Genomic DNA, 11,904 nt, shown 5'->3' with positions numbered 1-11,904 from the left:
GAACAAACACTTATGCGTATTTTTTTTGGACGCCTCACGTCACACTTGAGAAAAATATAACTGGAGCTGACTATGGAAAACAACCTTAATCTTCGTCGTTATGATATTGATTGGATACGTACAATTGCTTTAGGCGTACTAATTCTATATCACATCGGCATGTACTACGTTGCTGATTGGGGCTGGCATATAAAAAGTGATACGACTTACTTCTGGCTACAAGACGTTATGGTGCTAACAAACCCTTGGCGAATGTCTTTACTGTTTTTTATTAGTGCTGTTGCCTTGTCGCTCGTTTTAAAACGTTATCAAACTCAAGACTTGCTATTGATCCGAAGTAAGCGCCTATTAATTCCGCTCATTTTCTGCATGTTTACCATTATCGCCCCTCAGGTTTACGTTGAAGCACTTAGCCAACAGCTCATCGAGCCGGGCTTTTTCTCTTTTTGGAGTCAATACATCAATCCTAGAACAACATTACTGACTGAACATCATTCCCCTTTAGGACTACTTACGTGGAATCACCTATGGTTTTTACCCTATTTATGGCTTTATAGCGTCATTGTTATTGTGCTTCATCCGATACTACGTGATATGGCCAATACAAAGTGGTTTTCGAATGTTTCTACAAGATCGTTTGTTATTCTCACAATGACAACCATCGTCCTAAGTTGGTATTTTCTAAGGGAGTCCTATCCTCCATCAAACGCGTTAGTAGGTGACTGGTACAATCATGCTAAATATTTTGGTGCCTTCATTCTTGGATACTTTTTTCCTCGTCACGCTAATTGGTGGTCAGAACTCATCGAAAAACGTCGTCTATTTGTAATACTGGCCGTTGGCAGTTATATCTTTATATTATTAGATAGACATGGGATGTTTACCTCTCTTGCTGTGATGTATAAAACTAATAATGTGGTAAAGGTCGTATATGGCTACCTATTTTCAATAAACCATTGGGGATTTATTTTTGCAGTGGTGGGATATGCGGGATATTGGCTTAATCGACCGAGTCCTGGGTTACGTTATTTGAATGAAGCTATCTTGCCATATTACATTCTCCATCAAACGCTGATCGTCGTTTTCGCTTGGTGGCTTAAGCCATATCTATTACATCCTACAATCGAGTTTCCGCTTTTACTTGCGTTCACTCTGGCTGGGTGTGCAATAGGATTTGAAATAGTGAAACGCGTGCAAATATTACGATGGTTGTTTGGATTAAAACTAACAGAGGACTCGAGAACCGATAAAATACGCTTTTAGTAATTCAAAGTAATTTGTCGTTTAATCTAGTATGCTACCTAAAAGGCGTGCTGAATTTATCAATGAGGTTTGCCTACAGGGAGCATTATGTGCACTCGAGTATGCAAACCGAGTTGAGACTCGACATACATATCGCCAAAATGGCTTTTAATAATCGCTATTGCGATGCTTAGCCCAAGACCTGTCCCCGAGCCAATCGGTTTAGTGGTAAAGAACGGGTCAAATATGCGATTTAAAATGTCAGGTTCTATTCCTCTTCCGTTGTCTTCAATCAGAATTTCTAAGCAGCCATTATCCAATGACTTGATTGAGATGAACACTTTACCTTCTGCCTTGTCCACAATCGCTTCATACGCGTTCTTAATTACATTTGTTATTGCTGTACCAATTTGGCAACCCATACATCGGATTAAAAAATCTTCTGGTATTTTAGTTTCAACAACACAACTATGCGGTTTAATTTCCTGTGACTTTTCCAAAGCCAGCTGAATCATTTTGGATAAATTAACGTCCTCAACAGCTTGTACCTCTTGTGCCGTAAATACACTTAAATCTTTCACTATCGCCTGAATACGATTGAGACCAAGCTTTACATCCTCCATTAAGTCTTTCGCGTCGTCAAAAACCCAATCAAGTTGGTAATTCTTTTTCAAAACCTCGAGTTGTTGAAGATACTGTTCTTCATTTGAAATCGATGCATTTGCTGTGTCTTTCCACATTGAATGCCACTTACCAAGATAAGACTCCAAAAATTCAATGTTGGAAAATAAAAAGCCGAGTGGATTATTAATTTCATGGGCAACACCTGCGGCCAATTGACCAAGTGATGCTAGTTTTTCAGCTTGAACAAGCGCAAATTGTTGGCGTTCGATTTCAGCCATTGCATCGACAAGTTCATCATTGGATGCTTTTAGCTCGGCGGTGCGCTGTTCTACTTTCAACTCCAAACTTTGATTAAGTGACGCAAGTTCATCAGATAAATGCTTGAGTTTTGAAACATGTTCAAATGCCCTCAGCGCTGCCGTGACTGTCGAGAACAAACGTTCTTTCGTCAGTTCTGTTTTGCATTTGTAATCATTGATATCATACTGCTGCATAACAACCTGTTCAGGTACATCTCCTGGCTGTCCAGTTCGCAGCACGATTTGCACAGTATCATTCAACAAGGTGTTACGAATTTGCTCCGCGCATCTAAGTCCCGCATCGTTGGTTTCCATGATGACGTCGAGTAGAACGAGCGCTACGTTTGGATTGTCTCTAAGGATAGCTAAAGCTTCATCGCCGCTGTAGGCATGGAGTATTGTCAGCTTTTTCCCATGATACTCGAAATTATTAAGGACTAATTTGGATAGAATATGAACCTGTTCATCATCATCGACGATAAGCACTGGCCATGCTCGTTCGTCATGACTCTCATTATCATTAGATTCTTTCTGAAAGAAACTTAAAGGCGCATCTTTGTCTATCATTTCGGCCAGATACTCACATTTTTTAGAATGTTTGTCTGTTCTTACGAGAGCAAATAGCGATAACTAATACCTAGAATCGCATTTGCACACTTAAGTAATCTTGGGCCGAAATGACCAAATTTACAAATTGATTTAACTGACTTTTGCTAACTCTTCTTTGTAATGCGCTCGGCATACTGATACGTATCGGTCATTGCCACCTATTTCTACTTGTGCGCCATCTGCAACTGCAAGACCCAGCTCGTCTAACCTCAACACATGGTTGGCTTTGCGTCCACAATGGCAAATTGTCTTCAGTTCAATTAATTTATCAGCCCACGCAAGTAAATATTGAGCGCCTAAAAATAGTTCACCGCGAAAATCTGTTCGCAATCCATAACACAAAACCGGAATACCTAAATGGTCAACGACGTCTGTCAATTGGAGCACTTGATCTTTTGTCAGAAACTGCGACTCATCGACCAAAATACAATCCAGTTTTTGTTTTTGATTTGCATCGCTAATTAACGCCAGCACGTTAGTTTCGTTTTCGTAAACGTGTGCATCGGCTTCAAGACCGATACGACTTGCCACTTTTCCAACGCCTGAACGATTGTCAATTGCTGCTGTAAGAATAAAAGGCGTCATACCTCTTTCGCGATAATTGAATGCGGATTGCAGAAGGGTCGTCGACTTGCCCGCGTTCATCGCGGAATAATAGAAATACAGCTGTGCCATTGTCATTACCTTATAGAAAATCCAAAGGATAATATCAAACAACGGCTAAAAAACGAAAGAACTCAGTCTTCCAATCCTTTCATAATGTATTTCAAATAGAGCGGTGTGCTCGGCATGTTTTCTAAATGTCGCCAAACCGTAGTTACAGTAGAGGGATGCGCTTTTGCATATCCTTTTGAAAACGCGACAAATCCATAATTCATCTCTGATGCAGGGTATTTAGCAGCAAGTTTATCTGAGTGTAAAAAACCAATTACGTTTTCCTGACCTACTTTGCAGACCCCTACCGTTGCATCAACAACGCCTTTTAGCACTAAATCGTAGGCATCACTTTGCGAGTAGGTGTTTATCACTCGATAACCTTGCTCAGCTAAAACAGAAGAGACAGAGTAACCATTTGGAACCGCTACCGTGACACTTGCCGTACCTTGTAGACTGTCAACCCGTGTCTTTTTCACAATTAAACACGAACCAAATTGGCTAATTGCTTGACGAGTGTGCAAACGTCCATCCGCTCGTTTCGGAAATACCATAAAAGATTCACGTTCTTCTCGATAGGAGGCGATAACTGCGTCGACTTTGTTTAAAGTGAGGTCTGCCAAACAACGTTTCCAAGGACGTCTCACAAATTGAAAACGAATGTGTGGATCTTCGACTGTGATCTTTTGCAAAATCTCAATACTTGCTCCGGGGTCTTCTTTTGGCACGTCAAAACCTTCACCCATAAACATTGGGGGAAGTGCTTTATCTTCGTAGCAAAAGACAATTTCAGAACCATAGCACGTTAACGAGCAAAACAGGCTAAACACCCAGATAGCGACAAATTTCATTGATTCTCGAGGACGTTCGCTTTCACATAGTTAGTATGTGAAGCATAGTAAAAAATCGCCAACTTTTCGATCCTTATTTACCGCAAGTCTAGTATAATCGTTGGATAAGAGCATGATACTTGTAAATTTAATGGTGATGTTCTCTTTCATGCTCAAGTAGCCAAGCCTTGGCACTAATACCACCAGCATACCCAGTTAAAGTCCCATTGGCACCAATAATTCGATGACAAGGCACGATAAAACTGATTGGGTTTTTACCATTGGCAGCCCCAACCGCTCGAACAGCCTTCGGGTTATTTAGTTTATTCGCTATCCAGCCGTAGCTATATGTTTGGCCATAAGGAATGGTACTGAGTATTTTCCAAACAGACTGCTGAAAAACAGTCCCTTTTACGTCGAGCTTAACTTCAAACTCAAATCTTCTGCCATTGAAATACTCTTTCAGTTCCGTCATTCCTTGCATTAAATGCCTATTCGAACCAATTACTTCTTTATATATCGGATGAAAACCAACATAACAGAGTCCCATCTTCCGTCGCTTGTAACGTAATTTCGCCGATTGGCGATGGCATTTTGGCAGTAAAGATCATAATAAACTCCATAGTTGAAACGTTAAATATGAGCGAAATGGTGCCGCATCTTCCTGCGTAAACTTTTCACATTTGTCCATCGCCTTAATGACCCCTAAGTCACCACCCAAAAAGATATCAGGATGGCTTTGCCCTCGCATTTGCGCATATTGGACTGTCCATGGACCAATTCCTTTAATCGCCAACCATTCTTCAAGTTCGCGCGCAGGTGTCCGCCATTCATAGTCCGCTAATAGTTTCAAAGATGCTTTTCGCCTTTCCGGCATTTTGAAAAAATCGAGTTCACTTGTCGCAACTCTCTCAGGGTTTGGAAACGTTTTAAGATCTCCCCGTTGAACACCCAATTGATCATAAAGTGTTTGCACATAAGTTCGAGCCGCTTTTACCGACACTTGTTGCCCTAATATAGCTCTTATCCCAGCTTCAAATGGGCTCCAAATACCTGGCAAACGGAGTCCTTCTACTAACTCAAAGTTAGCACTGAGCTTACCTTTCAGTAGATCCTCAATGACAGAACAATCCGCATCAAGATCGAGTACACGCCTTATGTTTTGCACCACAACATGCAATCCTTTGACATCATTAATTTCTATATCAACCATGAAACCATGTTTGTTCTCACTAAAGGTTGCGGTGAAACGGCCATAAAACTGCTGTACTTCAAAGGTTCGCCCATAGCTGCTCTCCGATATCCATTCGAGGCCTTCAATTAAACGCGCAGCGAGAAAGCGTTGTAACACACCCCAGTTATATGGCGGTCGATACGTTAAGAATAAACGAATGGATGTTGTAATCGGTTGCGACCCTTTTGCACGCAAATGAGAGGGGGTGAGCTGATAGAGTTTCGAAAACGCATCATTGAAACGTCGCACTGACGAAAAACCACTCGCGTAGGCGATGTCTGTGATGCTCAACTGAGATTGCTGTAACAATTGCTTTGCGAAATCACATTGCTTATAAAGTGCATAGGATTTAGGCGTTGTTGCAAAGTACTGCTGAAAAAGCTTGTTTAAATGTCGAACCGAAATACCTAAACGGTCCGCAAGCTCGGTTGTTGTCCCCTCATTCAATACACCTTCGTCAATCAGCTTTTTCGCTCGATTCGCAGTTGTCCCCGTCCCCTGCCAAGCATAACTTCCTGGGGCACTGTCAGGTCGACAACGTATGCAGGGCCTAAAACCTGCTTGCGCGGCTTGATGTGCAAATTCAAAATATTCAACATTTTGCTCTTTCGCCATTGGCGCAGGGCAGATAGGACGACAGTATATTCCTGTACTTTTCACTGCAACATAAAATAGCCCATCAAAACGAGGGTCTCGAGATTGTCTCGCGGACTGAAACTGAGTTTTGGTATACATAGTCGCACAAAGGTTAGAAGGTGATAACGAAAGCTTACCACCTTCTAAGAACTAATTTAGCCACATTTGGCACTGAACCTTATTGTTCAGCTTTGGCAAAATCCACTAAAGCTTGTCCAGTGAGTCGATAAATAATCCATTCGCTCTGAGCCTGAGCACCAATACTTTCATAAAAATCGATTGCGGGTTTGTTCCAATCCAACACAACCCATTCGAATCGACCACATTTGCGTTCTAACGCGTGATTTGCCAAATACTTCATAATGGCTTTGCCTGCCCCTTTTCCTCGGTGAGATGGGCTAACAAATAAATCTTCCAAGTAAAGGCCATTTTTACCAAGCCATGTAGAATAGTTAAAGAAGTAAACCGCAAACCCGATGACGTCGTCGCCATCAAAACATAGAATCGCATGTGCCGTTGCACCTTCACAAAACAAGGTATTGATGAGCTTTTCTTCAGTCGCGAAAACCGCATCAGGCTCTTTTTCATATATCGCTAACTCATTGATAAAATGTAAAATCGTAGAAACATCTTCAATTTCTGCTGGTCTAATATGGAGCATTTTTCTCTTTTTTATTTGCAACTATTTGGATCCCTAATCTTCCATACCGTTAGATTGATTGCAACTGCTACAGGTTAAAATTCAAAGCAGCTTACTAACATCGCTAAACCGGTTTTTCACTTTGTCACCAAATGCATGACAATCTCGTTTAGATTTGATACCTTTTACATTGAATAATTTAGGGTGGTCATTTTGTTTTCAAGTACATTATTTCGTTCAGTTACCTCGTTGCTTTTGATGTGCGTAGTGGCATTTCAGAGTATCGCTGCTATGGCTGATTCGAATACGGTACATCAAATAACAGAAAGTCATTTACAAACTGAGCACGATCATCATCTTGACACCAAAAACACGGTAAACTCTGCTTCTGAAGCAGATGGACACCACATTAAAGATTGCCACCATTGTGGTCATTGCAGTGGCTCCCATATTAGTTGGGTAAACAGCTCTATCTCACCTAGCCTTGATGAAGGCCTGACCACACACAATTTCAACTGGATTAAACATCAGTCCAAGGGCTATTACGCGCCCTTGCTTAGACCGCCCATTGCCTAGCGCATTTTTATTTCAATCACCTTTTTAAATTAAATTTTTCGGCAGACTCACCTGCTCGGGTTTAATCAAACTCATCGTTATTGGGGTTGGTTAGACTGTTTATGGTCATTGGATACAGTTACGTTCTGCATACGGTCAGCGGCAATGTTAGATAGCATTCTAATGCTTCGCTTTTCTATGTAGGAATTCCCGTTTTCTGCTCCATAAAATGAGCTGAGTTTGCCCCACGCTAGGTAAACGTTATGAACTTAAATTTTTCCGCGTCGGCACGTGTCGTCGTGTTATTTTCCATGCTTATCCACTTTTCGGTTTTGGCTAACAATGCTGTTCATTTAGACGATGAACGCCACGAAAACACCATAAAATTAACACCACAGCAAGTCGCCAACATTGGTCTTGAGATACAAGAAGTTAAGCCAAGACCACAAACCTCGCTATTAACTTTGCAAGGCGAAGTAAGAGCGAATAACTACGCAAGTTACATTGTTACGCCAAGAACGGAGTCTATCGTCATACAAAGACATGTGAAGCAAAACGACATAGTCACTCTAGGCACTCAGCTTGTTACACTATTCAGTCCAGATATCGCAAACGAACAAGCGAATTACTTGAGTGCATATCAAGAATGGCAGCGTGTAAAGAATTTAGGCAGCAGCATCATCAGTGATAAAGATAAACAGCTGATTAATATCGACTTCCGCCGCTCAACTGGAAAACTATTAGCATTCGGCCTCGATCAGGGTCAAATCGATGCCTTACCATCAATGCCATTGGCTAAGATGGGCCAGTACGTCCTAAATGCAGAACAAGCAGGTGTTGTCATTAAAGATGAATTTGTTCGTGGACAACGTGTTGAAGCTGGTACTCCTCTCTTTTTTATTACGGACGAATCGTCACTTTGGGTTGATGCTCAACTGCCATTGCAAGAAACGCTAAACGTCTTACCCGGTACACAAGTAGAAGTGCAGGTATTGGGTCAGAAATTTAGCGCTATGGTCACTCAACAAAGTCATTTCGCACTCACCGATACACGCTCACGAGTCGTACGACTTAATGTAAAAAATGAGAATGATCAGTTGCATCCAGGCATGTTTGTCACAATCAAACTTCCAGCAAATAGAAAAAATGTAAGTGTGGTACCTGAAAGTGCTCTGGTCCGCTCGAGCGATGGTGATTGGCAAGTATTCATCGAGCACGACTCTGGAGAATATATTCCCATTGAAGTAAAGCGACTCGGCGAGTTTGAGGGTGGGATAGCCATAGATGATCTCAATAGTGGTTCAAATGTCGTTGTGAAAGGCGCTTTCTACTTGGCTTCCGAACTGGCTAAAGCCGGTTTTGATGCGCACAACCATTAGGAGGCAAGATGATCAATAGAATCATTTCATGGGCACTTTCAAATCGTGCGATCGTGTGCATAGTACTCGCCGTCCTACTCGCGGCCTGTGCAATCGTCATCCCAAAAATCAATCTAGATGCTTTTCCTGATGTCACGAATGTTCAAGTCTCAGTTAACACTGAAGCACCGGGTTTAGCAGCAGAGGAAGTGGAGCAACTCATCACCTACCCTATCGAAACCGTGATGTATGCGCTGCCTGACGTGGAATCTGTCCGTTCAATTTCAAAGACCGGATTATCTGGTGTCACCATCGTATTCAAGGAAAATGTCGACATCTATTTTGCTCGACAATTGGTTTTCGAACGGCTTGAACAAGCCAAAGGGTCACTCCCGGGAACAATTTCCGCCCCTGAAATCGGCCCAAACACATCAGGCCTTGGCCAAATCTATCAATACCGACTAGATGCCGATGCAAATAGTGGTATCGATAACATGACGCTTCGCAGCCTCAATGACTGGGTAGTAAAATTATTGCTAATGCCCATCGATGGTATCACCGACGTATTGTCGTTTGGTGGAGAAGTTAAACAATTAAGCGTGGAGTTAAATCCAGAACAACTCAACGCGTTTGGGCTTACTCAGCAAGACGTGATGCAGGCAATCGAAGAAAATAACCTTAACGTCGGTGGATGGTATCTAAATCGCGGAGAAGAACAACTGGCGATCCGAGGGTTTGGTTGGATCCGCTCAGAGTCTGCTATCCAAGATATAGCGCAGTTACCCGTCAAATACCGTGAAGGCCGAATTGTAAAAGTAGCGGATGTCGCATCAGTAAAGTTTGCAGGTGAAGAGCGCCAAGGAGCTGTCACCATGTCTGTCAAAGATGACAATCAACGCGTTACTCCTAAAGGCGAAATCGTCACAGGGATTATTCTGAAACGTCTCGGCTCGAACACTAACGAGACAATCAACGCGATAAATCAACGCGTCGAGCAAATCAATCAAGCGTTACCTAGGGGCGTCACTTTTCAGGTTATTTACGACCAGTCACAACTCGTCAAAAAAGCCATCGATACCGTGGTCTTCGCGTTGCTACTCGCCTTTTTATTTATCATTATCGTACTTCTCTTATTCTTAATGGACTTCCGCGCGACTTTGCTCGTTCTAATCTCCATACCAATCTCAATCGCGCTCGCGTTATTTGTAATGACGCTACTCGGACTCTCAGCAAACCTCATGTCACTCGGAGGATTAGCCATTGCTATCGGCATGCTCGTAGATGGATCGGTGGTGATGGTCGAAAACATGGTTAAGAGACTCAGAGAAAATCAGAAAGATACGTCGCGCTGTGCACCTGAAACCATACGTCTGGCTGCATGCGAAGTTGCAAAGCCTGTTTTCTTCGCTTCAAGTATTATCCTAGTGGTGTTTTTACCGCTGTTTAGTTTCGAAGGTGTCGAAGCAAAACTTTTCGAACCAATGGCTGTGTCAATTATGTTGGCGATACTCGCGTCAATGCTCGTTGCCATAGTCGTTGTTCCCGCCATTGCCAGTAAAATATTATCGCGAAAAACAAACGAGCGACAAAATCCACTACTGAACGTGTTAGAAAAGAATTATCTCCGACTATTAACCAGAGCGGTTCGGTCCTCGAAAATAGTATTGGTCTGCATGCTGGGGATCGTTTTCAGTACACTATTGGTGATTCCTCAGCTCGGCAGTGAATTTGTCCCAGAACTTGAAGAAGGCACCATTAATCTAAGAGTCACCCTTGCACCCTCGGCAAGCTTAGACACCGCACTGACTCTTGCTCCAAAGCTTGAGAATGTTCTTTTAGCCTTTGATCAGGTGGATTATGCCGTCAGCCGTATTGGTCGAGCTGAAATAGGCGGAGATCCAGAACCCGTAAACAATATCGAAGTGTTTTTATCGCTGACCCCACATGAGACTTGGCCGAAAGGCCTTACAAGACAGTTACTGCAACAACAAATGGCGAAGCAGTTGGAACAATTTCCTGGCGTACTACTAAATTTTTCGCAACCAATCGCAACACGCGTTGATGAATTGTTGTCCGGTGTGAAGTCGCAACTTGCTATCAAAATCACAGGTGAAGATTTAGAAAAGTTGCAGTTGTTGGGAACCCAACTAGAACAGAGGATAAAAACGATTGAAGGGACGGCTGACGTCGCACTTGAACAACTTGGAGGGGAAGCGCAGTTACTTATTGAACCGAATCGTACAGCACTGTCGAACTATGGACTCGCCGTTAAGGATTTAATGGATATTGTTGAGAAAGGTATCGGAGGGGTGACTACTGGACAAATTTTCGAAGGGAACGCGCGCTACGACATTCGAGTTCGACTCGCAAAATCATTTCGAAATTCCATTTCCGCGATTGAAGCCTTACCGATACAAACACCAAGCGGCTATTGGGTTCGAGTTAAAGATGTAGCAACGGTTGCATATGCCACGGGTCCAATCCAGATCCGCCGTGATGACGTACAACGTCGTGTGGTAATACAAGCCAACGTGTTAGGACGTGACATGGAACCGGTTGTGAGCGAAATCAAAAAGACCATCGAACAGAGTAATCTTTTACCTGCAGGCTATAGTTTTAGTATTGGTGGCCAATTTGAAAATCAGCAACGAGCGCAGAAACGTCTGCAAATACTCATTCCCGTATCGATACTACTGGTCGCTGTTTTATTGTTCATTACTTTTCAATCGCTAAAGCAAACGCTCTTGATCTTAGTGAACGTGCCGTTAGCAACAGCGGGTGGCGTGATATCTTTATACACCTTTAATCAATTCCTATCTGTTCCAACAGCGATTGGCTTTATTACCCTATTCGGCATTGCGGTACTCAATGGTGTCGTTCTCATCGATAGCATTAATCAACGAATGAAAAGTGGAACAAGCGTCCAAGAAGCGGTCATCCATGGTGCACTTTCTCGATTTCGCCCTGTACTAATGACGGCGTTGACAACCGCGATGGGGCTGTTACCTATGCTAATGTCTACTGGCGTTGGTGCTGAAATTCAAAAGCCGTTGGCAACCGTTATTGTTGGTGGAATTATCACCTCAACGCTATTGACCTTGATTGTGCTTCCTGTTCTAGTCGTTATGACGACAAAGACGACAGACTAATTATCTTTAACCTAAAGGAACACACGATGCTAAGCCGTTTAGCATCGTGTTAGGTATTTACAAAATTCAAGTGA

9 protein-coding genes and 1 pseudogene are annotated in these 11,904 nt (G+C 42.6%); 4 read left to right on the top strand and 6 right to left on the bottom strand.

The genetic code is table 11. The annotated features are described in order from the left end of the window. Positions 1-72 precede the first annotated feature (72 nt). On the top strand, positions 73-1,263 hold the full coding sequence (locus tag J5O05_RS19600) for an acyltransferase family protein (protein WP_208845333.1): 1,191 nt from the start codon (positions 73-75) through the stop codon (positions 1,261-1,263). A gap of 59 nt (positions 1,264-1,322) precedes the next feature. Here J5O05_RS19600 and J5O05_RS19595 read toward each other — a convergent pair whose 3' ends face one another. The 6 genes and pseudogenes from J5O05_RS19595 to J5O05_RS19570 form a co-directional block, all read right to left on the bottom strand. After that, the gene (locus J5O05_RS19595) at positions 1,323-2,732 is read right to left on the bottom strand and encodes an ATP-binding protein (protein WP_208845331.1); all 1,410 of its coding nucleotides are present in this window, start codon (positions 2,730-2,732) and stop codon (positions 1,323-1,325) included. Positions 2,733-2,864: 132 nt separating this feature from the next. Continuing rightward, complete coding sequence (locus tag J5O05_RS19590) at positions 2,865-3,449, bottom strand: thymidine kinase (protein ID WP_208845329.1); 585 nt, start codon at positions 3,447-3,449, stop codon at positions 2,865-2,867. 62 nt (positions 3,450-3,511) lie between these two features. Next, positions 3,512-4,279 (bottom strand): substrate-binding periplasmic protein, encoded by a 768-nt coding sequence (locus tag J5O05_RS19585; RefSeq protein ID WP_208845327.1) that lies wholly within the window; start codon positions 4,277-4,279, stop codon positions 3,512-3,514. A 127-nt stretch (positions 4,280-4,406) separates the two neighbouring features. After that, positions 4,407-4,869 (bottom strand): annotated as a pseudogene (locus J5O05_RS22635) (methylated-DNA--[protein]-cysteine S-methyltransferase). Further along, complete coding sequence (locus tag J5O05_RS19575) at positions 4,866-6,227, bottom strand: DNA-3-methyladenine glycosylase 2 family protein (protein WP_208845323.1); 1,362 nt, start codon at positions 6,225-6,227, stop codon at positions 4,866-4,868. The pseudogene J5O05_RS22635 and the gene J5O05_RS19575 overlap by 4 nt, the downstream one beginning before the upstream one ends. A 79-nt stretch (positions 6,228-6,306) precedes the next feature. Then, positions 6,307-6,789: a GNAT family N-acetyltransferase gene (locus J5O05_RS19570; RefSeq protein ID WP_208845321.1), complete on the bottom strand. Its 483-nt coding sequence runs from the start codon at positions 6,787-6,789 to the stop codon at positions 6,307-6,309. A 270-nt stretch (positions 6,790-7,059) separates the two neighbouring features. Here J5O05_RS19570 and J5O05_RS19565 point away from each other — a divergent pair, with 270 nt between their 5' ends. The 3 genes from J5O05_RS19565 to J5O05_RS19555 all read left to right on the top strand — a co-directional run bounded on the left by J5O05_RS19565 (position 7,060) and on the right by J5O05_RS19555 (position 11,830). Further along, positions 7,060-7,344 (top strand): hypothetical protein, encoded by a 285-nt coding sequence (locus J5O05_RS19565; protein ID WP_208845320.1) that lies wholly within the window; start codon positions 7,060-7,062, stop codon positions 7,342-7,344. A gap of 242 nt (positions 7,345-7,586) precedes the next feature. Beyond that, a complete protein-coding gene (locus J5O05_RS19560) occupies positions 7,587-8,702 on the top strand; it encodes an efflux RND transporter periplasmic adaptor subunit (RefSeq protein ID WP_208845318.1) in 1,116 nt (371 codons plus the stop codon). An 8-nt stretch (positions 8,703-8,710) separates the two neighbouring features. Further along, the gene (locus tag J5O05_RS19555) at positions 8,711-11,830 is read left to right on the top strand and encodes an efflux RND transporter permease subunit (RefSeq protein WP_208845316.1); all 3,120 of its coding nucleotides are present in this window, start codon (positions 8,711-8,713) and stop codon (positions 11,828-11,830) included. Positions 11,831-11,904 lie beyond the last annotated feature (74 nt).

Source organism: Pseudoalteromonas xiamenensis, from assembly GCF_017638925.1.
Classification (GTDB): domain Bacteria; phylum Pseudomonadota; class Gammaproteobacteria; order Enterobacterales; family Alteromonadaceae; genus Pseudoalteromonas; species Pseudoalteromonas xiamenensis.
This window is presented reverse-complemented; position numbering and strand designations above follow the sequence as displayed.